Annotated in this window: 25 protein-coding genes; 15 read left to right on the top strand and 10 right to left on the bottom strand. The window is 34.0% G+C overall.

The genetic code is table 11. From position 1 onward, the window contains the following. Positions 1-24: 24 nt before the first annotated feature. From HHX25_RS14680 to HHX25_RS14665, 4 genes are read right to left on the bottom strand one after another with little or no spacing between them, the layout of a single operon-like run. Positions 25-654: a cytochrome c3 family protein gene (locus HHX25_RS14680; RefSeq protein ID WP_169675036.1), complete on the bottom strand. Its 630-nt coding sequence runs from the start codon at positions 652-654 to the stop codon at positions 25-27. Continuing rightward, entirely contained in the window at positions 644-1,336 is a 693-nt protein-coding gene (locus tag HHX25_RS14675) for a nitrate reductase cytochrome c-type subunit (protein ID WP_169675034.1), read from the bottom strand. The genes HHX25_RS14680 and HHX25_RS14675 overlap by 11 nt, the downstream gene beginning before the upstream one ends. A gap of 2 nt (positions 1,337-1,338) precedes the next feature. Then, entirely contained in the window at positions 1,339-3,666 is a 2,328-nt protein-coding gene (locus tag HHX25_RS14670; protein WP_169675033.1) for a molybdopterin-dependent oxidoreductase, read from the bottom strand. Positions 3,667-3,668: 2 nt separating this feature from the next. After that, positions 3,669-3,908 (bottom strand): hypothetical protein, encoded by a 240-nt coding sequence (locus tag HHX25_RS14665; protein WP_169675031.1) that lies wholly within the window; start codon positions 3,906-3,908, stop codon positions 3,669-3,671. 201 nt (positions 3,909-4,109) lie between these two features. On the opposite strand from HHX25_RS14665, the gene HHX25_RS14660 reads away from it, so the two are divergent. The 11 genes from HHX25_RS14660 to moaA all read left to right on the top strand — a co-directional run bounded on the left by HHX25_RS14660 (position 4,110) and on the right by moaA (position 12,536). Further along, a complete protein-coding gene (locus tag HHX25_RS14660) occupies positions 4,110-5,291 on the top strand; it encodes a molybdopterin molybdotransferase MoeA (RefSeq protein ID WP_169675028.1) in 1,182 nt (393 codons plus the stop codon). A gap of 4 nt (positions 5,292-5,295) precedes the next feature. Beyond that, positions 5,296-6,429, top strand: coding sequence for an FAD-dependent monooxygenase (locus HHX25_RS14655; RefSeq protein ID WP_169675026.1), 1,134 nt, complete (start codon positions 5,296-5,298; stop codon positions 6,427-6,429). Beyond that, positions 6,426-6,764, top strand: a complete 339-nt coding sequence (locus HHX25_RS14650) for a winged helix-turn-helix domain-containing protein (RefSeq protein ID WP_169675024.1) — start codon at positions 6,426-6,428, stop codon at positions 6,762-6,764. The genes HHX25_RS14655 and HHX25_RS14650 overlap by 4 nt, the downstream gene beginning before the upstream one ends. Positions 6,765-6,956: 192 nt before the next feature. Beyond that, positions 6,957-7,697: a sulfite exporter TauE/SafE family protein gene (locus HHX25_RS14645; protein ID WP_169675022.1), complete on the top strand. Its 741-nt coding sequence runs from the start codon at positions 6,957-6,959 to the stop codon at positions 7,695-7,697. Beyond that, positions 7,698-8,282: a molybdenum cofactor guanylyltransferase gene (mobA, locus tag HHX25_RS14640; protein ID WP_169675020.1), complete on the top strand. Its 585-nt coding sequence runs from the start codon at positions 7,698-7,700 to the stop codon at positions 8,280-8,282. Beyond that, positions 8,266-8,499 (top strand): MoaD/ThiS family protein, encoded by a 234-nt coding sequence (locus HHX25_RS14635; protein WP_169675018.1) that lies wholly within the window; start codon positions 8,266-8,268, stop codon positions 8,497-8,499. The genes mobA and HHX25_RS14635 overlap by 17 nt, the downstream gene beginning before the upstream one ends. Positions 8,500-8,621: 122 nt before the next feature. Continuing rightward, positions 8,622-9,722, top strand: a complete 1,101-nt coding sequence (gene moeB / locus HHX25_RS14630) for a HesA/MoeB/ThiF family protein (RefSeq protein ID WP_240964543.1) — start codon at positions 8,622-8,624, stop codon at positions 9,720-9,722. Continuing rightward, the gene (locus HHX25_RS14625; RefSeq protein ID WP_205958047.1) at positions 9,712-10,155 is read left to right on the top strand and encodes a molybdenum cofactor biosynthesis protein MoaE; all 444 of its coding nucleotides are present in this window, start codon (positions 9,712-9,714) and stop codon (positions 10,153-10,155) included. The genes moeB and HHX25_RS14625 overlap by 11 nt, the downstream gene beginning before the upstream one ends. 54 nt (positions 10,156-10,209) lie before the next feature. Continuing rightward, the gene (locus HHX25_RS14620; protein WP_169675015.1) at positions 10,210-10,575 is read left to right on the top strand and encodes a four helix bundle protein; all 366 of its coding nucleotides are present in this window, start codon (positions 10,210-10,212) and stop codon (positions 10,573-10,575) included. A 23-nt stretch (positions 10,576-10,598) separates the two neighbouring features. After that, a complete protein-coding gene (moaCB, locus tag HHX25_RS14615; RefSeq protein ID WP_169675013.1) occupies positions 10,599-11,510 on the top strand; it encodes a bifunctional molybdenum cofactor biosynthesis protein MoaC/MoaB in 912 nt (303 codons plus the stop codon). 18 nt (positions 11,511-11,528) lie between these two features. Next, positions 11,529-12,536: a GTP 3',8-cyclase MoaA gene (gene moaA / locus HHX25_RS14610; RefSeq protein WP_169675011.1), complete on the top strand. Its 1,008-nt coding sequence runs from the start codon at positions 11,529-11,531 to the stop codon at positions 12,534-12,536. A gap of 58 nt (positions 12,537-12,594) precedes the next feature. Here the strand turns inward: moaA and HHX25_RS14605 are convergent, their stop codons facing one another. Further along, entirely contained in the window at positions 12,595-13,419 is an 825-nt protein-coding gene (locus tag HHX25_RS14605) for a dolichyl-phosphate beta-glucosyltransferase (RefSeq protein ID WP_169675009.1), read from the bottom strand. Positions 13,420-13,594: 175 nt separating this feature from the next. Here HHX25_RS14605 and HHX25_RS14600 point away from each other — a divergent pair, with 175 nt between their 5' ends. The 3 genes from HHX25_RS14600 (at position 13,595) to HHX25_RS14590 (ending at position 19,406) form a co-directional block, all read left to right on the top strand. Further along, positions 13,595-16,684, top strand: coding sequence for a hypothetical protein (locus HHX25_RS14600; RefSeq protein ID WP_169675007.1), 3,090 nt, complete (start codon positions 13,595-13,597; stop codon positions 16,682-16,684). 62 nt (positions 16,685-16,746) lie between these two features. Then, positions 16,747-17,892, top strand: coding sequence for a hypothetical protein (locus tag HHX25_RS14595; protein ID WP_240964542.1), 1,146 nt, complete (start codon positions 16,747-16,749; stop codon positions 17,890-17,892). Further along, positions 17,889-19,406 carry a glycoside hydrolase family 2 TIM barrel-domain containing protein gene (locus HHX25_RS14590; protein ID WP_169675003.1) on the top strand — a complete coding sequence of 506 codons (1,518 nt, stop codon included), beginning with the start codon at positions 17,889-17,891 and terminating at the stop codon, positions 19,404-19,406. The genes HHX25_RS14595 and HHX25_RS14590 overlap by 4 nt, the downstream gene beginning before the upstream one ends. Here HHX25_RS14590 and HHX25_RS14585 read toward each other — a convergent pair. From HHX25_RS14585 to HHX25_RS14570, 4 genes are all read right to left on the bottom strand, one after another. After that, the gene (locus HHX25_RS14585) at positions 19,396-20,610 is read right to left on the bottom strand and encodes a glycosyltransferase (protein ID WP_169675000.1); all 1,215 of its coding nucleotides are present in this window, start codon (positions 20,608-20,610) and stop codon (positions 19,396-19,398) included. The two genes, HHX25_RS14590 and HHX25_RS14585, sit on opposite strands and share 11 nt — an antisense overlap. 376 nt (positions 20,611-20,986) lie before the next feature. Further along, positions 20,987-22,228: an oligosaccharide flippase family protein gene (locus tag HHX25_RS14580; RefSeq protein WP_169674998.1), complete on the bottom strand. Its 1,242-nt coding sequence runs from the start codon at positions 22,226-22,228 to the stop codon at positions 20,987-20,989. Then, positions 22,209-22,517: a hypothetical protein gene (locus HHX25_RS14575; RefSeq protein ID WP_169674996.1), complete on the bottom strand. Its 309-nt coding sequence runs from the start codon at positions 22,515-22,517 to the stop codon at positions 22,209-22,211. Before HHX25_RS14575 ends, HHX25_RS14580 begins: the two co-directional genes overlap by 20 nt. 33 nt (positions 22,518-22,550) lie before the next feature. Further along, entirely contained in the window at positions 22,551-22,829 is a 279-nt protein-coding gene (locus HHX25_RS14570; protein WP_169674995.1) for an STAS domain-containing protein, read from the bottom strand. Positions 22,830-22,979: 150 nt separating this feature from the next. Between HHX25_RS14570 and HHX25_RS14565 the strand changes: the two genes are divergently transcribed. Further along, positions 22,980-25,043, top strand: coding sequence for a tetratricopeptide repeat protein (locus HHX25_RS14565; protein WP_169674993.1), 2,064 nt, complete (start codon positions 22,980-22,982; stop codon positions 25,041-25,043). A gap of 15 nt (positions 25,044-25,058) precedes the next feature. Here HHX25_RS14565 and HHX25_RS14560 read toward each other — a convergent pair whose 3' ends face one another. Then, the gene (locus tag HHX25_RS14560; protein WP_169674991.1) at positions 25,059-25,751 is read right to left on the bottom strand and encodes a hypothetical protein; all 693 of its coding nucleotides are present in this window, start codon (positions 25,749-25,751) and stop codon (positions 25,059-25,061) included. Positions 25,752-25,754 lie beyond the last annotated feature (3 nt).

The following is a 25,754-nucleotide window of genomic DNA, read 5'->3' as shown; positions in this document are numbered from 1 at the left end:
ATTATTAATTCCTTTAAATGGTGTTTATTCTCTTTCTTTTACCTTTTGGGTATTAAAACGTGCTGGCCACCTGGATTCAAAATGGGGCTTGTGCGGGTTATGGCAGTTTACACAGGTCATAGATGCCCTAGGTGGTGCCCATCCACCAATACGTTTACCATGTGCGCCGCCTTTCCAATCTTCAAATTGCTTGGTATGACATTGGCTACACAGATTATGGCTATTATTAAAATCGATAGATTTTCCTGTTAAACTTTTTAAATCATCCGTATTATCTGGATTATGACAAGTCACACAATTCATGGTATTGGCATTTGCATGATCTAGTTTAATATCCCAATGTGCTTTTTTAAGATCTTTACTCTGCATCTGAGTTAGAGGTTTCGTATGGCATTCTGTACAGGCATACGATTTTATTTGACTTTTTCGCTCGGGAATTAAAAAGGTATGCATGCCCTCGGTAATTTCAATTGTTTTTATATCACCGATATAGGCTTCAGACGATATAGAGGTTCCATGATAGTTTTTACTTTCTGCCTCAATCTTATCGGTTATGCTATGGTATTCATTTTCATGATGCTTACAAGAAAAGAATGCAAGTAAGAAAAAAGAAAAACAAACTATTTTACTCATAATATCTATATTATTCTTCATTACCAGCTCTTTTAAATGTTTCTACCGCTGTCATCTCTTTATTGTTAGGTACATGACATTGCCTACAGTTAACCCGTTCTGGGTGCGATACCCTAATTTCTTTAGGTGCACTAGGTCCTGCATGACAGGATAAACAATTTTCCCGCAATTGAATTTGGTGGGGAATCATTGGCGGACTTCCCAATAAGGCGTTATTAACTCCTGTTTCTGGAGCTACTACACTGGCATAATCTCCTGTTTTAAACAAAGTTTGTGTGTTTTGCTCTACGTGACATTGCTTACAGTTTACCAATTCTGGATGTGGTGTTACAGGTGCATAGGCTTGAAACTTTTCAGTAAAACCACCATTTTCATGACATTTCAGACAACTTTGTCCTCCCATGTTTTGATGTTCATCTACGGAATGAGGAATACTGGGAGGCGCTCCGTGATAAGCTCTGTTATTATAATATGTTGTTAATGATCTTTGATGCTTTCCATCAACGGGCATACCCTCATAATCCAAGGCATGCTGAGAGCGTTTAAAAACACCTGATTCCGAAGGAATTGCATGAACATTGCTACTAGCCTCTATTGGAATATAGGCTTCTTCCAGCCCTAATTGATAGCTGTAATTCCAAATAGCTATAAATGCTATAAACAGAATTACAAATAGCGATATGATACCTAGTCTTTTTCTCATTGTTATGCTTTTTCAACTTTAACAGCACATTTTTTATAGTCCGGTTCCTTAGAAATCGGACAAAAAGCATCTAATGTAACATCGTTAATTAGCATATTTTCATCAAAGAAAGGCACAAAGACCTGTCCTCTGGTAGGTAAACCTCTTTCATTTATCGAAGCTGGTAATACACAGGATCCTCTTCGCGAGCTCACTTTTATTTTTTCACCATTTCGAATTCCTAAACCCTTAGCATCGTCTGGATGAAATTCCACATAAGCTTCTGGTACAGCTTTATGTAATACTGGAATTCTTCGGGTCATGGATCCTGTATGCCAATGTTCTATAACACGACCTGTATTTAACCAAAATGGATACTCTGCGTCTGGAATTTCTGGTGCTGGCTCGTAAGGACGCTGCCAAATAACCGCTTTTCCATCTGGTTTTCCGTAAAAATCGAAGTCTTTGCCATTGCTACATGCTGGATCATACTTGGCATTAAAACGCCATTGCGTAGATTTCCCATTTACATAAGGCCAAATAGCACCCGATTCTTTTTTAAGTACCTCCAAAGGTGCCATTCCATGTTTTGCTCCTTCATGGAACTGTCTATATTCATTATATATTTCTTCTACATGATTTTCTTCACTATAAGGGAATAAATCGCCATAGCCCATACGTTTGGCAATTTCAATGGTCATCCAAGCATCGGGAGTAGTCTCTCCTGGCCCTTCCACCATTTTATCCCAATGTTGTGTTCTACGCTCTGAGTTTCCATACAATCCGCTTTTCTCTATATGCCAAGAAGCTGGTAAAATAACATCTGCTACATCAGACGTTGGTGTTGGAAATACATCAGAAACCACAACAAAACAAGATTCTTTTTCCATACCTGGACGGTAGCGGCTCGTTTTTGGCAACGACACGAGTGGGTTTGTAACTTGTGTCCAAATAAATTTAATATCACCTCTATCTACAGCTCTAAACATCTCCGTAGCATGGTATGTGGGCTTCGACGGGATTCTTTCATAAGGTACTTTCCATATTTTAGCAGCCAAACGACGGTGTTTTTCATTCATAACGACGCCTTTTGGTAGTTTATGAGTAAAAGTCCCCACCTCTCTGGCTGTACCACAGGCAGAAGGTTGACCTGTTAATGAAAATGGCCCGTTTCCTGGTTGTGAGATCTTACCAGTCAATAAATGAATATTATAAAGTAAATTGTTCATCCAAGTCCCTCGGGTATGCTGGTTCATTCCCATACACCAATAAGAAACTACTTTTTTATTAGGATCTCCATAAATAGCAGCTAAATACTTGATGTCTTTTACTGATACTTTAGAGTATTTTGCTACTTTCTCTGGTGTATAATCTTCTAAGAATTCTTTATAAGATTTAAAATCAATTTTAGTCGGTTTGTCCTTAAATTTGAATTTATCCTCCAGTCCATACCCCATATTCGTTAATCCTTTATTAAAATTCACATGATTTTCTACAAAGGATTTATTTACCCAACCATTTTTAATAATCTCATAACATATAGCATTGGCAACTGCCAAATCTGTTTGAGGCTCAAATAAAATGGATTTATTGGATGCCGTACTTGAACGTGTTGTTCTGGTAGCGAAATCTATGATTTTAGCTCCTCTTCTATTCTTTTGTTCCAACATTCTTGAGAACAATACAGGGTGCATTTCAGCCATATTGTTTCCCCAAGTAATAAAGTAATCTGCATGGTCAATATCTTCATAGCAACCCATAGGTTCATCGGCACCAAAAGTAGTTAAAAACCCTGCTACTGCACTGGCCATACACAAGCGGGCATTGCAATCTAGATTATTAGTTCCAATAGCTCCTTTCATTAATTTAGAAGCGACATAACCTTCAGGAATTGTTGACTGACCAGAGGTATACATCGCCACTGAGTCTTTACCATGTTTTTCAATGGTTTCTTTCATTTTATTGGCAACAATATCTAAGGCTTCATTAATAGGTGTTTGAACATACCTTCCATTTTTTTTCACCAAAGCATGTGTCAATCTATCTTTAGCCTGGGTACACATGATTTGATGATACCCTTTTACACAAAGCAAACCTTTGTTTACTGAAGAATTAGGATCTCCCTTTACAGCTACTGCTTTGCCTTCATTTACTCCCACAAGGATACCACATCCTACACCACAAAAACGACAAGGTCCTTTTTTCCAATCTAGATTAGCTCCTTTTGGTAGATTGGCATCCTGTTCTGAAGCAAATATAATCCCTGGAAACATCGACGCTGCTGCCGTCATAGCTGCCGCTGCTGCCATTTTTTTTAAAAAATTTCTTCTGCTAGTTAAAGAATTTTGCATATTTATTTGTTTTTTGGTGTATTAAAGCCAGAAACCATGGCCAATAGTTTTAAACTCTCTATGGCTTCAATAGATTCTTTTACTTTTTCGTCGTCAGTTTTATTATCTGTATCGGTCACTACAATAAGCAACTCTTTGTTTTCAGCAGGAATAACATCACAATGGTCAATCTTGGACAAAGCTTTCATAAGTACTTCTTTTTGACCTGTTTCTGGGTGCGCTAAGTAACTCTTTATAGGCATAAAATACGTTTGTTTTTTAACAGGATAAAAATATCCTAATTAAAAAAGATAAAAACTGACAAATGTCATATGAACAAGAGCCTGTCACAATTTAAAACTAATCTAAATAAGCTGCGTTTTCGCAGTTAAAAAACTAACAAAAATCATATTTGAATAAAAACCAGAATCGTTATATTTGCACAGACATAACGATTATAATACATGATATCTATAAAAGAAGCTATAAATGCTGTTGAAAAAAATATTGATCCACTTTTCAGAGAAACAGTGAAACCTTTAGAACGATGCGGCAGCTATTATCTATCTAAGGACATCATTTCCCCTATAAATATGCCACCCTTTAGGCAATCGGCTATGGATGGCTATGCTTTGTCTTTGCATAATGATTTATCATATACATTAATTGATGAAGTCAAAGCAGGTGACAATCATCAACCTATTTTAAAACCAGGAGAGGCCATTAGAATATTTACGGGTGCTCCAGTTCCTGAAACAGCCAATGCAGTAATAATGCAAGAAAAAGTTGTTGTGAATGGTTCGAAAATAACTATGGAAAGTAATATTCCTAAAGATCATAATATTCGTCCTATGGGGGAACAGGTTAAAATCGGTGAATTAGCTTTAAAGAAAGGCACCAAATTAACACCAGCTGCCATAGGTTACTTAACATCATTAGGCATCACGGAAGCACATATTTACAAAAAACCTTCAATAGCCTTGATTACTACGGGTAATGAGCTTATTGAGGCTGGTATGCCGTTACCGTATGGAAAGATATACGAAAGTAACTCTAAAATGCTTTTAAACGCTTTGTACAATCTTAAATTTTACGATGTGACCATTCACAAAATAGAAGATGATTATGCACAAACTAAAAACAAACTAGAAACAGTAATCAAAGACAACGATCTGGTGATTGCAACAGGCGGTATCTCGGTTGGTGATTATGATTTTGTTGGCAAAGCACTTAAGGAACTACAAGTAAAGGAAGTTTTTTATAAGGTCAAGCAAAAGCCTGGAAAGCCTTTATTTTTTGCAAAAAAAGAAGACACAGCCATATTTGCATTGCCAGGCAACCCGGCCGCCGCATTGTCCTGCTTTTATGTTTATGTGTACATCGCATTGCAGAAAATGATGGATAATGATACGATTGAATTGCCTAGAATAAAAGCTAAATCTATTTCTGTATTTGAAAAAAGAGGTGATAGACCCCAGTTTTTAAAAGCGATATATAATGATGGTGAAGTTGAAATTTTGGAAGGTCAAAATTCATCCATGCTGCAAACATTTGCGTTATCTAATGCTTTAGTGCATGTTCCCGAAAACGTTTCAAAAATAGAAAAGAACGATCTGGTCGAAATTATTTTATTACCTAATACTTAAAAAGATGGTTATTGATATTATAGGAGCAGGCATAGGAGGTTTAACAACGGCTATAGCGCTTGAAAAAAAAGGTTTAAAAACAAGAATTTTTGAGCAAGCCGAAGAAATAAAACCTGTTGGAGCTGGTATTATTCTGGCTAACAATGCCATGCAGGTTTATAAAAAATTCGGTCTAAATGATATCATTAAAAATAATGGACAGTTAATTTCATCACTAAATATTACTACATCAAATCTTAAACCTTTATCTAAAGTTGATTTAAGCCATTTTGAACAAAAATATAAAGTAAAGAATATTGCAATCCACAGGGGGCTTTTACAACAAATATTAATTGACCAGTTAAAATCGACTGAGATCATTCTAAACCACAAGCTCAAAAACGTCATTAAAAATGGAAATGAATTTACGTTACGTTTTGAAAATGGTAAAGATTATAATTCCTCTACTCTTATTGGGGCAGATGGAATAAACTCTGTTATCAGGCAACAGTTGTTTCCTAAAAATAGTATTCGGCATGCCTATCAAAGTTGCTGGAGGGGTATCTCAGATTATAATTTGCCATCAAAATTTAAAAATGAACTGAATGAAGCTTGGGGAGAAAAGGGACGTTTTGGTTTTGTGCAAATTTCAGAAGACAAAGTATATTGGTACGCCTTAAAATCTTTTAAAAAAAATAAAGATGAATTGGTATTTAATAATGTGAAAAAAGAATTTTACAAATTCCATCCTACTATTAAGGATATTATTCTTTCTACCCCGATACAGCATATCAATGAAGCTGAAATTTCAGATTTAAAACCGACAAAGGTATGGCATAAAAAAAATGTTTGCTTAATTGGAGATGCCGCACATGCTACAACTCCAAATATGGGACAGGGTGCCTGTCAAGCTATTGAGGATGCTTATATCCTTTCTGAGTGTCTTAGCAAATATGAAATGAATAAGGCTTTTAATGAATTTCAGAGAATAAGATTACCCAAAGCACATCAGGTTGTTAAAACCAGTTGGACCATAGGTAAAATGGCGCACTATTCCAGCCCCTTATTAATTAAATTACGAAATACGATATTACAATTAACGCCTTCCTCTATTAATAAAAAGCAAAATGAAAACATCTTTAAATTGGGGAGCATATGAGCTATAAAATTAAGAGTAGAATCTGGATTGAATCTGAAAACAATGTGCTTCTAGGAGAAGGACGTGTACACTTATTGAAAGCCATACAAGAAACGGGATCACTATCTAAAGCAGCTAAATCTTTAAATATATCTTATAAAAAAGCGTGGCAACTTTTAGATTCGGTAAATAAATCGGCTAAAAAACCAGTGACAATCAATAGTATTGGAGGTAAAGGAGGTGGTGGTGCCGAATTAACTGAATATGGAAAATCTTTAATTAAAGCATTTGATGAGATAAACAAAAACTGTTGGGCTTTTTTGGATAAGCAACTGGAGAAAATTGAAGCTTTATAAAAATACTTAAAATGCCTAAAATTTGAAATACTTAAAGTGAGCTATAATAATAAAAACTAAATTATGGATAATAAAGAATTTGCAAAAAACTCGAATGTAGAATAAGGAAACCAAAGCACTTTTAGCTCTTTTTACTTCCATCTCTAATAAACTTTAAAATGCTTATAACTTAAAACTTTAAGTACTCAAAAAATGCTGCAAACAGAAAACATATACATTTTTTTAATCATACTCCCCGTAGTATCCTTTCTTTATTCTAGTGTGGGACATGGTGGTGCCAGTGGTTATTTGGCGCTTATGGCATTGTTTTCTTTTGCTCCTGAAAGTATGAAACCCACTGCCCTATTGTTAAACCTATTTGTCGCTGGAATTTCGTTTTACTATTATTATAAGGAAGGTTTTTTTAACAAACAGCTATTCCTTTCGTTTGCATTGTCTTCTATCCCCTTAGCTTTTGTAGGTGGTATGATTGAAGTAGATGCTTCTATATATAAAAAGATACTGGCCGTTCTATTGATTTTTGCCATACTAAAAATGCTAAACGTTTTCGGAAAAGAAAGTCAAGTCATAAAACAAGTAACGCTTTGGCAAGGATTAATCATTGGCGGCATAATTGGTTTTTTCTCTGGCCTTATTGGTATTGGTGGTGGCATTATATTAACCCCCGTCATTTTGTTATTGCATTGGGGTAAAATGAAAGAGGCCGCTGCTGTTTCTGCCCTATTTATTTGGGTTAATTCAGCATCTGGGCTTATAGGACAATTCAGTAGCGGGGTTCGACTCGAAAAAGCGTCCTTTTTATTGGTCGCTATTGCACTAATTGGGGGTGTTTTAGGTGGTTATTATGGTAGTAAAAAAATCAATAACGAAAACTTACAATACATTTTGGCCTTTGTTTTAATGATTGCCAGTGTTAAATTAATTTTCACTTAAATGATGGAGAAAAAAGACATAACAGGCATTATTCTGGCAGGAGGTAAAAGCTCTCGTATGGGGATGGATAAAGGTTTTTTAACATTAAACGATAAGTCTTTTGTTCAATGTAGTATAGATGCCATAAAACCATTGGTCTCTGAAATCATCATAGTATCTGATCATTCAGATTATGATGCCTTAGGCTATAAAAGAGTCGCAGATACTATAAAAGACGCTGGGCCAGTTGCTGGAATCTGTTCAGGACTTGAGGCCTCTAATACAAATTACAATTTAGTTTTAAGTTGCGATATTCCTCTAATTAAAACAGAGGTATTGGAAAAGTTAATTATAAATGCTCATGACGACTTTGATATTGTTCAAATAGAAAGCCATGGTAAAACGATGCCTTTAATAGCCCTTTATAAACAACAATGCTGTAGTCTATTTAGCAATCTATTGAAAAAAGGAGAAAGGCGTTTACGTGTGGCTGTTGGTCAATGTCGTGTCAAAAATATTGCATTGCATTTTAATGATCATAGTACAACCATGAACGTGAATACAAAAGAAGAATTAAAACAATTGAAAGATGCACATAACGATTAAATATTTTGGTCAAATAGCTGAAATTACTCAAAAAGGAGAGGAATCTTTAGAGTTCTCAGGTGCTTTGATTTCAGAGCTTATGGAACAGCTCTATGAAAAGTATGTACCATTAAAGGATAAAGATTTTAAGGTGGCGCAAAATCAGGAATTAGTGCCTTTAGAAACTCAAGTTTCTGGAAATGAGATTGCGCTTCTACCGCCTTTTGCTGGCGGATAGTCAATGTAATCGGCTTGTACTGAGTGTAATCGAAATAAAGGAGAAATCTCATCATCTTAAAAACTATTCTTTGTTATGAGGTGTCTCCTACCGTTAACATGGCAAACAAAATTAGAAATATAATGACAAATAGATACAACAGGCATATTATACTATCTGAAATTGGACAAGAAGGTCAAGACAAGATTTCTAAGGCTAAAGTATTGGTTATTGGTGCTGGTGGCCTGGGTTGCCCTGTCTTACAATATCTCACAGCTGCAGGTATTGGCACACTTGGTATCGTAGATTTTGATTCGGTAGATATATCAAATTTGCAGCGTCAAGTGCTATTTGGCACATCTTCTTTAGGGGAAAACAAGGCCATTGCAGCAAAAAGGCGTTTGGAAGATTTAAATGATTGTATTTCCATTATTGCGTACCCTGAAAAACTCACTCATAAAAATGCCATTGGCCTCTTTAATCAATACGATATCATTGTTGATGGCTCCGATAATTTTGCCACACGCTACTTAGTTAATGATGCATCAATAATAACCAACAAACCATTGGTTTTTGGAGCTATTTACAAATTTGAAGGTCAGGTCTCTGTATTTAATTATAATGATGGCCCCAGTTACCGTTGTTTATTTCCAACACCACCAGAAAAAGGCGCTGTTCCTAATTGTTCTGAAATTGGTGTTCTAGGAGTATTACCTGGTATTATTGGAACTATGCAGGCCAATGAAGTCATAAAAATCATATTAGATATTGGTAAAACACTATCTGGGACATTACTTTGTTACCATGCCTTAAATAATCAAACGATTAAGCTTAACATCAATAAGTCTGAGACAGAAATTGAAAACGTTTTAAACAAGAAAGAAAGTTTTCATACCTATCATGTCGAAGAACTATGTGAAGTGAAAGACAGCTCTATTTCAATAAAAGATGTTATTAAACAAAGGAATATTCAAATTATAGATGTTCGTGAAACTCATGAGACACCAAAAATTGAAAGTTTGGAAGTGACATCCATTCCATTAAGCACATTAGAATCTCAATTAGAAAAAATCAATCCAGAGAATAAAAAAGCTATTTTTTGCCAATCTGGTATACGAAGTAAAAGAGCCGTTTCTTTATTAGAAGCACTTGATATTACTAATTGTTATAGTATTATTGAAGGCGCTCCAGACATAAAATCATATCTAAAAGAACAGTATAAAACATTATCAGATGAAAGATAAAAAAATAAAAAACGTATTTAGACAGGGCGCCATCTCTTCGGAATTTATTGGCGAATCCATATATAAACATCAAACCAAGACGAGTATTGGTGCTCATAATATTTTTCTGGGACAAGTACGAGCAGATATTATCGATGACAAAACGGTATCTGCCATAGAATATACGGCTTATGAAGACATGGCAAATGCTAAATTCCATGACATTCGAGAAGCTGCTTTTGAAAAATTTGAACTGACTTGTATGCACATTTATCATAGCCTGGGAACCGTGAAAGCTGGCGAAATATGTTTGTTCGTTTTCGTGTCTTCTCCAAGGCGCAAAGTCGTTTTTGAGGCTCTAGAATTCATTGTTGAAGCTATAAAAGCGGATGTGCCCGTATTTGGGAAAGAGATTTTTGAGGACGAATCGCATCAATGGAAGGTAAATACATGAGATTGGTTAAATTGTTTAATCGTGTAACTACTTAATTATAAATAAAATATAAATATGGCGTATACATTTTCATTCGAGAAACTAAGTGTTTGGATTGACTCAAAAGAATTAGTAAAATTAATTTACTTAACTACTAAAAAGTTCCCTTCTGAGGAAAAATTTGGATTAACAAGCCAATTAAGAAGAGCAACAGTATCTATAGCATCAAATATAGCAGAAGGCACTTCAAGAAGTACGAACAAAGACAAAGCTCATTTTACTACCATTGCCTTTAGCTCATTAATGGAAGTTTTAAACCAAATTATTATTTCAAAAGAATTAGATTTTATGGATGAAAACAATTATTTAACTATCAGAGCAGAAATTGAAAAAATTTCCAACAAGCTTAATGCATTACGAAAATCACAACTCAACAATTAAACAATTCAACGAATCTACATAAAATGGTCGACATTACACATAAAAATACCACATTAAGAACTGCAGTTGCTCAAGCTGTTATCAAGGTTAGCAAGCCAGAAACCATTGCAGCTATAGAAAATAGAACAGTGCCGAAAGGAGATGTTTTTTCTATGAGCAAAGCAGCAGGTTTATTAGGCGTAAAACGCACCCCAGACATCCTTCCAGACTGCCACCCCTTACCTATCGAATTTACGGGGGTTGAATATGAAATAAACGGACTGGAAATTACGATTTTATTTACGGTTAAAACTATTTATAAAACGGGCGTAGAAGTTGAAGCTATGCATGGAGCAAGCGTAGTCGCATTGAACATGTACGATATGCTTAAGCCTATTGATAAAGGTATCGAGATTCATGCTATAAAACTGCTCAATAAAAAAGGAGGTAAATCCGATTTTAGAGACCGTTTTAGAAAGGACTTAAAAGCGGTTGTTATTGTTTGTTCCGATACCATTTCAGCAGGACATAAAGAAGATAAAGCAGGTAAAGCTATTATACAAAAATTAGAAGATAGCGATGTAAAAGTTGATGATTACATTATTATTCCTGATGAAAAAGAAATTATTCAAGAGAAAGCAAAAAACTATCAAAAACAAGGTGTCGATTTAATTATCTACACTGGCGGAACAGGCCTCTCTGTTAGAGATGTTACTCCAGAGGCGCTTTTACCGCTTTTAGATAGAAGAATCCCAGGCATTGAAGAGGCTATTCGTAACTATGGACAGGATAGAACACCTTTCTCCATGCTATCCAGAAGTGTTGCTGGAACAATAGACAACACGTTGGTCTTAGCTCTACCAGGCTCTACAAATGGCGCAAAAGAATCCATGGATGCTATATTTCCATCGATACTGCATATTTTTAGAATATTAAAAGGTGCAAGACACGACTAATGAAGAAAAGAATTAAGGATGAATAGCGATACCCCCATATTACAAGATTCACACGGTAGAGACCATGCATATTTACGTATCTCGTTAACAGAACGATGTAATTTACGCTGTTCTTACTGTATGCCAGAAGAAGGCGTGCAACTGTCTCCGAAAAGTCATCTAATGACTTATGAGGAGATTTACGACATTGCAAAAACCTTTGTAGATCATGGTGTTACTAAAATTCGATTAACTGGAGGAGAGCCTTTGGTAAGAAAAGATATTCCTGTTATTTTAGAAAAATTGGCTTCCCTTCCTGTAGAATTATCCATCACATCCAACGCTGTAATTATAGATAAGTTTATTGCCGTTTTAAAGACAAACCGTGTTAATAAAATTAATGTGAGCCTAGACTCTTTGGACGAAGGGAAGTTTAAACACATTACCAGAAGACATGAATTTAAAAAAGTTTACAACAATATATTATTATTGGTAAAAGAAGGCTTTACCGTTAAGGTAAATGCTGTTTTAATGAAAGGGTTTAATGACAATGAAATTATAGACTTCATCAATTTCACAAAAGACCTACCCATTTCTGTTCGCTTTATTGAATTTATGCCTTTTGATGGTAATAAATGGGATATGAGCAAAATGGTTTCTTATGCAGAAGTCATGGATTATGTAAACAATACGTTTTCTGAGTCACAAATTGAACGCTTACAAGATGCCCCTAACGACACCTCGAAAAATTACAAAATAAAAGGTTATAAAGGTAGCTTTGCTATTATTAGCTCTGTTACGAATCCGTTTTGCGATTCTTGTAACAGACTGAGGTTAACGGCCAACGGACAACTAAAAAACTGTTTGTTTTCTTCAACAGAATCAGATTTATTAACCACGCTCCGTTCTGGAAACCCCATTGAACCTATCATCCAAAAAGCAGTACGAGCCAAGTTTAAAATCCGTGGGGGCATGGATACCTTAAAAAAATTACAAGAACCTAAATTACATAACAATAATCGTAGCATGATTACGATTGGAGGATAAAAAAAGCAGCCTCATATAGAGTACTGCCTTTAAATCAAACAAAATATATAAGGTAAAGTTACGCTGCTATTTCTATGTTCGAACTATTGATAACATTGATATTATCTATTGTTATGACCTTGCTAGCCTCAAGCGTGGAAGTAAAAGCTGACAAAATAGTATAGGAAAACCAAATACTCATTAACATATAAGGAATTTGTAAAGCGTCTTTCATTCCTAATTTAGAATCATCTACATGTACCCATCTGTCCAAGGGTTGTTCATGCATACTATGCATAATATTTTTTGAACCGAAATGTTTTTTTAATCTTAAAAAGATTTCAACATCAAATAACCATCTGGTTAAAAATGCCTGATTATACGCCACAGGAATAATATTACGTCTAAACACTTTTGCTCCACACTGTGTATCTTCAATTGGCAGGCCTAAAATTAAGAATACAATCATTTTAACCATTTTTGAAAATATATTTCTAAACAAATTTCTTTCAATTTGCCCTTCTCCCTTTCCTCTTGAACCATAAACCAATGATAAATTATCATTATGATGTAAAGTATCTACCAACTTTTCAAAGTCATTAAAGTCGGTGGATAAATCGGCATCAATAAAACCAATATAATCTATATCTCGTCTATTAAACAAGTAACGGGCTCCAGATCTAACTGCCGCTGCTTTACCTGCATTCTTTTTCACATCTACAATGCTTACTCTAGTTTGGACTTGTTTTTGAATGTCCTGTAATACCTGTAATGTTTTGTCTTTACTTCCATCATTTACAAAACATAAATGATAGGCTTCATGTGATTTAACAAATGCAACAAAAGCATTCACATTTAATCTTTTTTCTTCATTGTAGCACGGTATAATAATTCCTGTTTTCATGATAAATTTGTTTTGATTTCTTAGTCAAAAGTAGTCGCGATTAACGCCTTTTTTGGGTGTAATTCGTTGGTTGGAAACCTTGTGTAGATGAATGAAATCTTTACTTCGATAAATACCGCTCGTCGATACAAAACTTTATCATATCTTTATTTCGTAGAAAACAGCTTACGTTTAAATGAAGAAAAAAACTAACAAATATTTAATTGTTGCCTTACTCTTGGGATTGGCATTTCATGGAACGTCCATATTCTTCACATTAGAAACCACCTATGATGCGCTGATACATTTGTTTTTTGCAGACCACTATGCCAATAGTTGGTTTGAACCTTGGAATTATAAGTGGTATACAGGCTTTACAGTAATGAGTTATCCGCCATTAGTACATCAGGCTATAGCGGCTTTTTCTTTTGTAGGTGGGTTAAAATTGGGGTTATTTACGGTAGCTATTATTAGTATCATATTATTTATCACTGGGGTTTATCGATTTGCCTTATTAATGACCTCAAATAAAACCGTAGCTGGTTATGCTGCCATACTTGCTGTACTATCTTCTTCTTTTGTTGAGACCTTACATTTATTCGGACAATTACCAAGTATTATGGGGGTTTCCATTTTAATGCATGCTTTACCAGAAATTTACTTATGGATAAAGACAGGTAAGTACCGTTATTTATTAACCGCTTTATCGTTAATAGCTGTTACTGTAACATCGCATCATGTAACACCTATATTTGGGATGATATTCTTTATTTTTCCTTTAATAGGCATGGTAATTATGGATGCTTCTAGAGAACAGGTCGAATCCATAAAAGCCATCACATTAAAAGTATTTTTAAATAGCTTCTTCAAGCTTTTTAAACGGGTTATAAGCTTTGGAATGTTTTCTCTAATCATTATTATTGGGTGCATACTCCCCTATTGGATAAATTCTAAAAACAACCCTATTACCCAAGTGCCTATTCCACATGGTTCTCGTGATAATTTTTTAGAAATCACATCCTCTGGATTGGTTTTCTTTTTAATTCCTTGGGGAATTTTACTCATACTACTCCCTTATATTTTTTATAGATATTATAGCAAACGCTATGTATTCTTTGGCTTGTCCATAACCATATTATTTATTTTGGGAACTGGTGGTACAACGCTTATCCCCAAACTAATATTAGGAGATACCGCTTTTAATATTTTAACGCTAGACCGATTTACACTTTGGGCTTCCATCATGTCCTTGCCTCTTTTTGGTGAGTTTGTATATCGTTTTGCAGAAGGTGATTTAAAAACCTTAATTCAGAAAAGGTTGGGTGCCATTTACCATCGTATTGTTGGCGGAATATTGGCAGGACTATTTATATTCATGACCATCTTTACCATGAGCTTAGGGTATTTTAGACCCTCGCAACCTCAGCAAATAAAAATGCTTCCTATCATCAATTTTCTTAATCAAGACCAACATGACCAGTGGCGATATATGACTTTAGGTTTTGGTGATCAAATGGCATGGTTATCTGCGCAAACAAACGCGATGAGTGTGGACGGTAATTACCATTCTGCCAGGCGGTTACCAGAGCTTACCACAAGACCTATAGAGCGTTTAGAGAATTCTAAATTTAAAGGTCTTGAAGGTATCGGGTCCCTACAACAATTCTTAACAACACCAGAAAAGTACCATCTCAAATACATTTTTTCTAATGATAAATTTTACGACCCTATTTTGTTTTTCTGTGGATGGCAACGCTTAAGACAGTTAGAAAATGGTATTGAGGTATGGGAAAAGTTAAATATCCCTCCTATGCCTTCCATTCTGCCAAAAGATGATGTGGCTACGTGGCAAAAAATACTTTGGGGTGTAATACCTTTTTTAACAGTTATTATGGCGTTTATGTTGAATATTCAATCGCTATGGATTCGAGCATTAAAAACAAAGGTCACGCCACTGCCAGAATACTTGAATTTTAAGAATGATTACAGCCTGTTTTCAAAAGGATTACTTAAAACAACACATATCTGGTCCTTTTTTTTAGCCATGGCAGTTTGTTTTGGTATCTATAAATTCTATATAAAAAATAATGCTCACCATTCACCTGAAAATGCTATTATAGCCTACTACGATGCACTTGATTTTAAAGAATTTGAAAAAGCACACAGTCTCATTAATCCAGAAAGCAATACCCCAATTGCCCAATATATGCTAGAAATTTCGGTGACTGACGGTTTATTAAGCTCTTACGCTAAATTAGATGCTATAGAGACCATAATAACGAATAAAACGGATAGCCTAGCAACCGTTAAAGTCCATACAAATTGGATAACTCCATTAGAGAAAATTAATAAAACGGATCATAAATCGCTGATCAAATTAAATGGTAAGTGGTTTATTCAACCAGATGATATTGATTTAGATTTACCCCCAGATCAGTTATATTCGAATAATGTCACAACCTATTTTAATCAAGGTCGCAGGCGCATAACCACACAACAAACCCACCATGAAGATATTTTAAAACAGCCAGTTTTAGAGGTACTTTCAGCTAAATTGATAAAATTTGATAACAGTTATGTATTAATTGGTGAAGTTCAGAATATCGATAATGTTCCTGCCGATGTAGTTTTAAAAGGCACGTTGTATAATGACGCTAATAAAGAATTAGCCACCTTTAACGCCAAATATCATGTAAAACATAAATTAATGCCAAAGGAAGTGAGTTCTTTTAAAATTAACTTTGAAGGCATAGCCTGGTCTAAAACCCAAGATTCTATTCCTAAAACCTTTAATCCAGATGAATTCACACCCATGGAGTTTCATGAACAGCCTACTAAATTCAACTTGCAAGTTGCTGGTAATGTTTCAGGTTCAGATTTATACAAAAAGGCAACTTTAAGTGATTTAGATATCTCTCCAGACATGATTAACGGAAAGTTGTTTAATTCTGGATTAGAAGAAATTACCATCCCACAATTATTATTTACCTATTACGATGCTAACAAAAATATGATTTGGGTAGATCATCTGTTTTTGGAAGTAGGCATTAGACAACAACGTCAACAGGCTTTTGAATATTCGCTTTTAAAAAATAATGATATACTCTTAATTAGCAATGATATGAAAAATTGCTTTGTTAATGGTTTACCAAATGAGGCTATTTCAAATAAAATAGTTCCAAATAGAATTAAAAACCATACGCATACAAAACTACAATCTATTGACCATCCAAATTATAAGTTTATAAAAATTGAAATGAACAACTATATAGGAAACCCAAATTAATGAGATTTAAATATGTACATCTGCTTGTTCTTGTAATGATATTGTTATCATTCACAGCTTCTATGAAATCTTTAAAAATTAATGATACATTTAGATTACTAACACCTCAAACCGAATTTGAAGCAGGTCATGATATTACTTTAAAGTTTTCTACTAACAGTGATTCTAAACCAGACTTATATTTAAGTAACAGCTATGGTTCTATAATCATTAAGCCCGTTATTAATAGAAGCTCATTGAGCTACCAGCTCCCAAAATCACTCGGTAATAAAACAGGAATGATTAGCTGGAAATTATTAGGTAGTACTCTGTACGGCAAATTAAATATCCACCCAAAACAAGAGGTCGCAACCATGGAAACCTATTTAGGTCCACCCAGTATTGAAACAGGTGAAACAGACTATACAATGCTCGTGGTTATCCCCACCGATATCCATGATAACCCTTTAAAAGATAACACGCAAGTTTCAGTAATGTATCAATTTTTAGCAAACGAAAGTCATGATACCATCTACATGAAAAATAGTATCAGTTATAAAAACATATATTCCAAAACCAAAACAGGGAGAATGCTCATTAGTTCGGAATGTTTAAATAAAAACTCAAAAGAATACGATATTAATATATTACCAACTATTCCAACAGATTTTACTATAACTTATAATCGTAATCACGAGTATGCCGATGGCAATCAAATAACAACCTTTTCAACCTCGATCATTAAAGACAAGTATGATAATATAGTTAGTGACGGAACCTATGTTGATTTTTTTATTACTAATGCGTCAAATGATATACTTAAAACCTCTGGCAGTACAGTTCAAGGTATCGCTACGGCCAAAATAATCCATCCTGATCATCAAGATATTTGGGAAGTTAAAGCTTTTGTGAAAGGTATATCAGAAAGCGATAGTATATCAGTCACATACAAACAGTCTATTACATATTTTAAAGTTGCTTTTTCTGAAGGGAACAAAGCCATAACCGTAGGTCCCTTAAAAAGTTTCATGGGACAAATGATCCCAGATGGTTTGGAAGTAAAACTACATATCCTCCAAAACAATATAAAAATCAAAACATTTTATAAAGATTCATTTACAGGCTATGCTACTTTTAATTTAAATCTTGATAGTTTCCCAGATAGCACATATACTTTTAAAATAGAAACAGCTGGTATTGAAAAAACATATCGAAATATAAAACTATGACAGGTCTTAACAGGAACATACTACGTATTATTTTGATGCTTTCTTATGTGGCTATTATTGCTTTTGTAGTTTTTGGAATTAGTAGCTTATACAGTTACCTAAATACTGGTGCAGACAGAAGTTCTATTCTACATACAGAAATAAAAAAAGCAGATCAGTATCTGCCTAAAATAATTTGGGCTTCTTTAAATAATGAAGGCCGCCCTATGGATGAACAAACCCTAAACACTATCGAGAATAATTATTTAGATGCCTGGTACGTAAAACACATCGCTTACAAAACCAATAAAACCGATGGTATTAATGATTATTATACCGAAAGTGCACGTGAAAACATATTTAATATTATAGAACACAATGTCTCAGAAAATATCACTATCGAAGAAACAACTTTAGAACACCACCCTACCCTAGAGTTTTTCAGTGAAGATGGACAACTTGCTGTCATTACAGATAAAGATGTTATTGAATATAAACGTCTTTATAAAAATGAAAATATCGTTTTAGAAACCAAAGAAAAATCAACCTATAAAATTATTTTATTATTAGAAGATGGGTATTGGCGCATCAGGCATATCATAAAAAAAGAGGTTTCTAATTATAGTGAAAATATCACAACCGTCTCCCATGACAAAATAGCCGTAAAAGGCATTAATTACTACCCACAAGCCACGCCTTGGAATATGTTTGGTGATGCATTTAACGCAGATATCATCTCAAAAGACTTCAAACTGATTAAAGAAACTGGACTCAATAGTATTCGGATTTTTGTGCCTTATGCCAGTTTCGGGAAAGCTAGTGTAAATACAGAAAAGCTCATGAAACTTATCCAAGTGTTAGATCTTGCTGAAGCACAAGAATTGAAAGTGGTTGTAACCTTATTTGATTTTTATGGTGATTATTCGGTATTAGACTGGACATTAAACCAACGCCATGCAGAAACCATAGTAACCGCCTTAAAAGACCATAACGCTTTGTTAGCATGGGATATAAAAAACGAACCTAATTTAGATTTTGAATCTCGTGGACGACAACAAGTGGTCGCTTGGTTAGACCAGATGATAGATTTAGTAAAGTCTGTTGATGAAGAACACCCTGTTACCATTGGTTGGTCAAATGCTAAAAGTGCTACGATGCTAAAAGATAAGCTTGACCTTATCACGTTTCATTATTATGAAGATCTTGATAATTTGGAAAAGACATATGATAGTTTAAAGCTGGAAACCCCAGAGAAACCTTTAGTCATTACAGAATTTGGAATATCTTCTTATAAGGGGCTTTGGAATCCTTTTGGCTATTCAGAAAGTGACCAAGCGGCTTATCACAAAAAAGCACAACATATTTTTAATGAAAATGAGATATCGTTCATGTCCTGGACACTTTATGATTTTACTAAAATACCAAAGGAAGTCGTTGGACGGCTTCCTTGGCATAAACGAACTCAAGCGTATTTCGGATTTATAAACCAAAAGGGAGAGACTAAGCCCGCTTTTAAATATATCTCTAAGCAATAACCTGTTTTCTTCGTAATATTTCTCTTTTCTTTTCCAGAATTATAGATTGAAATACATTTATATACATATTGGTTATTCTAGACATAGGATAAGCTGTAGCTGCTCTATAATTTGCACGTTCCAGTTCTACTCGATAAGCATTGTTTTCAAGTATTTTTTGAATAGCTAAGGCTAAACTACTCACACTGGTTGGTTCGAAAAACTCTCCTCTATAACCTTCATCTTTGACCAATAAAGCTAAATCTCCTAAATCTGGCATGACTACTGCTTTTCCATAACTCCCTGCTTGATGTAAAACACCAGAACTTCCAGTTGTAGAGGTATAAGGAAATACCACAAGCGCACTTTCTTTGAACAATTTAGGTACATCCTGTTCTTCAACATAACCTGTAAAAGTTAATCCTTCTACATGACTATAAGCTTTTTTCACGGACTCTAAATACCCTGGTGTATTTGGATTATCTGTTCCTGCTATAACGACTTCTAAATTTAAATTTGAATGTGTTTTAATACACTCTACAGCTTCGATTAATTTCTCTACTTTTTTATAAGTTCCAAACTTTCCAAAAGTCATCACCTTAAAAGGCTTCAAAGGAACATTGAAGTTTGGTTCTTCAAGGATTTCAAATGTACCATGTGGTATCAACTTTACATTTTTAGCGTTATACTTTGCTTCTAAAACATCCACATATTTTTGCATGGTAACCGCTACAACATCTGCTTGTAGAATCAATTTAGTTAAAGTTGATCCTATAAACCCATATATTTTTTGCATGGTTTTATTAGATGTAAAACCAGCACTGTCTAGATCTACTTCCTCTAAAATATTATGCAATAAGGCTATCGTTGGAATTTTTTTTAATCTACATACCAATGGCAACATTAACCCCAATGCTGCAGCTATTTTTTTATCGCCAAATTTCATAAACTGTAAATTGAACAATACAGAATCAGGCTTAGTTTCATTAATCGCTTTAATGACGGTGAAAATGTTTTTATAACTATTAAATGTCCAACACTCTTTTATTGTTATCTTACATCCAGCTTCTGTAAATTCAATATCTTTTTGACCTTCTGTAGTATCTGTTAACAATACCAGTTCGGTTATACGTTCTCTTTGTCTAAAATGTTTTACTAAATGATATGCATATTCATTTAAAGTGACTTTACTTGGTGGATATGCTGTTACTATTGCTAATTTCATGATGATTTGTTTTTTTAGTTATAGTGTAAAATTGCAGCTTTTAAATCCCAAAAAGTGAGCATCATAGATGGGTTGACACTTACTGTAGACGAATGGTAACTTGCTTTAGATTAGCCTGTTTTGATATTCTTGGTTGGTCACTAAGCGGAGTTGAGATATAGTGAAGAAAGATCGTTTTGAGTCATTTCGAACGTAAAGAGAAATGGCATAGCCTAGCTAGGACATTGCTTGGCCTTATATGATGTGACGTCACAATCGTACCTTGTTTCGACTCCGTTCAACGATCTCATACCGACATGAATGGAACGCATTAATAAATCGCATAATCTTAGCTAAGAAATTGTTTTGTCAATCAGAAGCAGATATGACACATATTTTAAGCTTTTTTATGGTCTAATCTGAAGAATACAAGCTGAATAATCAGCAATAAAACCATAGCCAGAATCTGCATGTATACAACCTGTTCTAAACTATTGTGGTAAAAGATGACTAGTAGCATTTGGAGCATTCCAAATACACCAGATATAATGACAGGGAGGTATTTATCTAAAGACAAATAGTAGTAGGCGAAGATGTTAGAAATGGCAAACATACTTGTAGCAATGGCATATTTCCACAAAAGCGGTGCCATGGCTATATAACTCTGGCCAAATAATAGCTTGATAATCGTTTCGGGAAAGCTTAAACACACTAAGACAATAGTTATTGAAATGGTTGCTATATAGCCTATATATTTAAATAATATGGACGCTGTTTCCTTGCCTTCTTTTTTAAGTTGTACTACCGTTGGCAACAACAACATGACAAACATCCAAGCAATAAAATAAACAATACGCCCTATTAAAGCTAAGGAAGCATATAAACCTGCTTCATAAGGTTCAAAATAGTGTTTTACTAAAAGGATATCGCTGTTGTTAATGATAATCTGAGTGAGTTCATAAAACGCGGTCAATATAAAAAAATGCCTCACTTGTTTTGCCTCTACTAAAGGCACTAATGATTTCGATTTAAAATGAATCGACTTGAATTTAAAAGGTATTAAACCAAATACAAAAGAGATTAAAATACCAATAGCTATAACTACCGAAGAATGTATGTTAAATAAAAAAATCAATCCCAAAGTGAATAGTAAGCGACTCAACATTTCAAATTGATAGGTTATAGACAATGCCTTAAATGCTTTTTTTCCTTGAAATACGCCCCTATTCACACTCATTAAAAAATATAATGGTACACCACAACCAAATATTACAAACATACTTGAAGACGAGGTATTGAATAGCTGTTGTAATTGAGTGGAAAAACTAACAATCAATGCACCCATGACCAAACCAATGGCTAAGGCATTTTTATAGATTTTTGAAATAAAACTTTTAAATAATTGGTCTTCAAAAAGCACTGAAAACTTTGCAGTGACCAACTGAAATGTCATTGCTACGAAAGACAATACCAATAAAAAAGTTATTAGAACGGCTGCATCTGAAAACTGTGCGGGACCCAACAAACGACCAAGAATTAGATTATACAAATAATTTCCGCCATTTACAGCCAGAACACTTATCATAAATAACTGTTCTGGAGAGATTCTTTTCCTAAAATTATTTACTATCGTAATCATTTTTAAAAATATTATTGAGGTTAGCAGTTTTAAATTGTTTGTTAATACGTTTGTTATCTTTTCCCAAAACAAATAATATTTTACTTCGTCTTTTAGCCTTTGCTACGATAAACCTCATAACATTCAAAGCCTTATCATCTATACATTTAACTTGTTTAAGACAAATAACAATCTCATAATACTTGTCTAGCAGATTGTTAAAATAATTGGCAACCTGATTGGTGTGCGCTTTTGTAAAATCACCATGTATTTCAAAAACGCCTTTATTGTTTATTATTTCGAAGTTCATAATATCTAGATTTGGATTTATATTAAGTAACAATTATGCGGCATCTGTAAATGTAAAATCATCATAGATTTCCTTACAGCCCGTACCAATAATGTAAAATGGTCTGTTATAAATTAAAGCATTACCGTAAAGTGCTCTTAGTGCTTTCATACCACTAGCATCAATCTCTGTTACGTTTTCAATATCTATAGTAAGCATATTGCGTCTATTTAAAATGGCTTCCAAATGATTTTGAAAATTCATTGCTGTCGTAGTGTTAATAGTTCCTTCTATTAAAAATGTTCCGTTTTGTTCTGTAATTTTAAGTGCCATAGTTTCTATTTTTAATTAATATTATTTTGATTTCTGATGTAAAGATGCTCCGTAATTATTAAAATTATAGATCAAGTTCGGTGAGTTGCAGTTTGCTGTAGGTGAATGATTGAAATCTATTGCTTAACTTGCAAGTACTAAAAATCGCTCATGAATTTTAAATCATATGCAGCCGTAATATTCTTGTTCTTTAGCATACATAGTATGTCTCAAAACATGCAACAAGGCTTTACTTATCTGGAAACTGGTAAATACGAAGCAGCCGAAATTTATTTTAAAACTGTTTTAAATGACCATCCTAAGAATAAAACCGCTAAACTGTGTTATGGGCGAGCTGTAGGTCTAAATGGAAATCCTAAAAAAGCACTTTCTATTTTCTCTGACTTATTAAAAGCCTATCCTAATAATTTTGAGATTAAACTAAATTACGCCGAATCGCTGCTATGGGACAAAAGCTATGGTAAAGCCAAAACATATTATGAAATGCTTATCGGAGAAAACGGTCAAAGTTTTCCAACACTTTTAGGTTATGCCAATACCTTATCCAATCTAAAAATATACGATGATGCTTTACTATATGTTAATAAGGCTTTGGAAGTATCACCAAACAATAAAAATGCTTTAACCTCTAAAAAGTATATATATTTAGGTTATGCCTATCAAAACCAACAGCAACAAAATTATACGGAAGCTGAAAAACTTTTAAAAGAAAACCTGATTCTTTTTGAAAACGAAAAAGAAACCTTAATCAACTTGGCCAATCTTTATCTAATTATGGAAGCTTATGATAAAGCTGAAAGCACATATAAAGTTATTGGTCGTGATAAAGCCAATAAAGCTATTTCATTAAATGGACTTGCTTTGGTAAGTCATTTGAATCATAAAAATAAAACTGCTTTAAAATTTAGTAAAGAAGCTTATGATACCATACCACACTTAAAAGACTCCTCTATTGTAAAACAAACCCAAGAGCGTTATATTCAAGCTTTAATTTGGAATAAAAAATACAAACTAGCTCAGGTTTTAATAGGCAAACTTACAGAAAACACTTCCAACTCCAATTGGGTTCTAGTTTTAAGAGCTACGTTGAACATCTATAAGAGCGATTTTAAAAAGAGTTTAGTCGACTATAACAACATTTTAAAAAATGATAGCGCGTCTTTTGATGGTAACTTAGGAAAAGCAAACGCTTTAAAGGCTTTAGGACAATATGAAGAGGCCTATCAATCTGCCAATAACACCCTTCGTTTTTACAAAAAACAAAAAGATGCCTCCCAGTTTATTAAAAGTCTAAACACGCACTTTACTCCTTTATTAGAAACCAAAGGAGCTTATTCTTTTGATAATGGCGATAACGAAGCCTACACTTTTAATACAAATTTAGAATTTCCTACCTCTACAAAATTTAAATGGCTAGCCAATTATGAATACAGAACCACAAGTAACTCGATAACCGATAACAAAGCAACATCTAATAATATGTTGTTGGGACTAGCCTATCAATTACTACCTAATATTACTTTTAAAGGAACAACTGGTATTAGTTCCGCAAAAGCCAATACGCAAGATTACACCCAATTACTAACCGATGTATCGTTTCATATCAAACCTTTTAAATTGCAAATTTTGGATGTAGGCTACAAACGTGAGATCCAAAATTTTAATGCTGATTTATTGAATCGTGAAATCGTTATGAATCATTTTTATGCTAATTATAATGTTAGTACCAACTTTAATCTAGGCTGGTTTACACAGTACTATTACACCTCTCAAAACGATAATAACACTAGAAATCTATTGTTTACCTCTTTATATTATAATATACTAAAAAAACCAGCTTTAAAAGCTGGTTTTAACTACCAATACATCACTTTTAAAAACCAATTACCAAACATTTATTTTAGTCCAGAACGGTTTCATGCAACCGAAATTTTTATTAACCTGATAAAAGACGAAACCATAGCAAGACCTAAAGAATGGTTTTATGAGTTAACGGCTGCAACTGGTTACCAGTTCATAGAAAACAATAACAAGCAAAGCACCTATCGTGCTCAAGGAAAATTGGGTTATAAATTTAGTGAACGTGCTTTATTAAATATTTATGGTACCCGAAGTAATATTGCCTCAACAACAGCTGCTGGTTTTACGTTCACCGAAATTGGCATGAGATTTAAATGGTATGTGTTTGATAAGCCTGTTTTTATGAAACTATAACTCCTAAGAATTCAATCACACAATTTTATTAGAACTGCGCTTATGTTTATACAAAGTTCTTATTCCAACCAAATGAGACCATAAAACCATAGGAACAATCACAGCTGGAAGCCATACAAACGGAAAATACGTTACACCAATATTTGGTTGGTCGAACGCCAATTTTTGAAAAGGGGTTTGAGCACTTAAAACTGCAATCGTTAAAATATTTAAAAGTAGAACTAAACAGATTATATTCCATAATAAAAGTACCTTATAACCTATCTTTTTTTTAATAAAAACCAAATAATATATGACTGGTGCCGAAAGCCCAGAAAGAATATCGAAATTATAGCCTTCAAAAGTCATAAGTTCTGGTATCAAACCTGCCCTAAATGCATAAAAGAGAACAATTTCGACAGGAATCCTAATAACATGTAGCAAGGTCAGCCATTTTAAATTTACCGTATCAGAAAATTTATGGTCCTTTTTGATTAAAAAAATGAGCAAAACAAAAAGAATCCCTGGTCCAATTAAAAAAGCAAACCTTGGTGGAAACGTTTCTGTATTCCTATAAAATCCTGAAAAGCCTAGCATGCTTAAAACGGCCATCCAAATAATAATACCGAAAAGGGCTTTTCTATGCTTTGAAGCTTTGTAAAAAAACCATAGGGTAACCAATGTGGTAAAAACGAAGCTTACAGTTACTAAAATAGATATCTCTGCCATAAA

The sequence above is a fragment of the Flavivirga algicola genome (assembly GCF_012910715.1).
GTDB classification, from domain to species: domain Bacteria; phylum Bacteroidota; class Bacteroidia; order Flavobacteriales; family Flavobacteriaceae; genus Flavivirga; species Flavivirga algicola.
The sequence above is the reverse complement of the archived record's forward strand: the minus strand, read 5'-3'. Positions and strand labels throughout refer to the sequence as shown.

What these genes read in the sequence shown, in the direction of transcription:
- HHX25_RS14665 (WP_169675031.1), bottom strand. Translation starts at nt 3,908, where the DNA reads ATGCCTATAAAGAGTTACTTAGCGCACCCAGAAACAGGTCAAAAAGAA.
- HHX25_RS14620 (WP_169675015.1), top strand. Translation starts at nt 10,210, where the DNA reads ATGGCGTATACATTTTCATTCGAGAAACTAAGTGTTTGGATTGACTCA.
- HHX25_RS14580 (WP_169674998.1), bottom strand. Translation starts at nt 22,228, where the DNA reads ATGATTACGATAGTAAATAATTTTAGGAAAAGAATCTCTCCAGAACAG.
- HHX25_RS14680 (WP_169675036.1), bottom strand. Translation starts at nt 654, where the DNA reads ATGAAGAATAATATAGATATTATGAGTAAAATAGTTTGTTTTTCTTTT.
- HHX25_RS14605 (WP_169675009.1), bottom strand. Translation starts at nt 13,419, where the DNA reads ATGAAAACAGGAATTATTATACCGTGCTACAATGAAGAAAAAAGATTA.
- HHX25_RS14600 (WP_169675007.1), top strand. Translation starts at nt 13,595, where the DNA reads ATGAAGAAAAAAACTAACAAATATTTAATTGTTGCCTTACTCTTGGGA.
- HHX25_RS14675 (WP_169675034.1), bottom strand. Translation starts at nt 1,336, where the DNA reads ATGAGAAAAAGACTAGGTATCATATCGCTATTTGTAATTCTGTTTATA.
- moaA (WP_169675011.1), top strand. Translation starts at nt 11,529, where the DNA reads ATGAATAGCGATACCCCCATATTACAAGATTCACACGGTAGAGACCAT.
- HHX25_RS14590 (WP_169675003.1), top strand. Translation starts at nt 17,889, where the DNA reads ATGACAGGTCTTAACAGGAACATACTACGTATTATTTTGATGCTTTCT.
- HHX25_RS14645 (WP_169675022.1), top strand. Translation starts at nt 6,957, where the DNA reads ATGCTGCAAACAGAAAACATATACATTTTTTTAATCATACTCCCCGTA.
- moaCB (WP_169675013.1), top strand. Translation starts at nt 10,599, where the DNA reads ATGGTCGACATTACACATAAAAATACCACATTAAGAACTGCAGTTGCT.
- HHX25_RS14570 (WP_169674995.1), bottom strand. Translation starts at nt 22,829, where the DNA reads ATGGCACTTAAAATTACAGAACAAAACGGAACATTTTTAATAGAAGGA.
- HHX25_RS14635 (WP_169675018.1), top strand. Translation starts at nt 8,266, where the DNA reads ATGCACATAACGATTAAATATTTTGGTCAAATAGCTGAAATTACTCAA.
- HHX25_RS14655 (WP_169675026.1), top strand. Translation starts at nt 5,296, where the DNA reads ATGGTTATTGATATTATAGGAGCAGGCATAGGAGGTTTAACAACGGCT.
- HHX25_RS14560 (WP_169674991.1), bottom strand. Translation starts at nt 25,751, where the DNA reads ATGGCAGAGATATCTATTTTAGTAACTGTAAGCTTCGTTTTTACCACA.
- HHX25_RS14565 (WP_169674993.1), top strand. Translation starts at nt 22,980, where the DNA reads ATGAATTTTAAATCATATGCAGCCGTAATATTCTTGTTCTTTAGCATA.
- HHX25_RS14660 (WP_169675028.1), top strand. Translation starts at nt 4,110, where the DNA reads ATGATATCTATAAAAGAAGCTATAAATGCTGTTGAAAAAAATATTGAT.
- HHX25_RS14625 (WP_205958047.1), top strand. Translation starts at nt 9,712, where the DNA reads ATGAAAGATAAAAAAATAAAAAACGTATTTAGACAGGGCGCCATCTCT.
- HHX25_RS14650 (WP_169675024.1), top strand. Translation starts at nt 6,426, where the DNA reads ATGAGCTATAAAATTAAGAGTAGAATCTGGATTGAATCTGAAAACAAT.
- HHX25_RS14670 (WP_169675033.1), bottom strand. Translation starts at nt 3,666, where the DNA reads ATGCAAAATTCTTTAACTAGCAGAAGAAATTTTTTAAAAAAAATGGCA.
- moeB (WP_240964543.1), top strand. Translation starts at nt 8,622, where the DNA reads ATGACAAATAGATACAACAGGCATATTATACTATCTGAAATTGGACAA.
- mobA (WP_169675020.1), top strand. Translation starts at nt 7,698, where the DNA reads ATGATGGAGAAAAAAGACATAACAGGCATTATTCTGGCAGGAGGTAAA.
- HHX25_RS14575 (WP_169674996.1), bottom strand. Translation starts at nt 22,517, where the DNA reads ATGAACTTCGAAATAATAAACAATAAAGGCGTTTTTGAAATACATGGT.
- HHX25_RS14585 (WP_169675000.1), bottom strand. Translation starts at nt 20,610, where the DNA reads ATGAAATTAGCAATAGTAACAGCATATCCACCAAGTAAAGTCACTTTA.
- HHX25_RS14595 (WP_240964542.1), top strand. Translation starts at nt 16,747, where the DNA reads ATGAAATCTTTAAAAATTAATGATACATTTAGATTACTAACACCTCAA.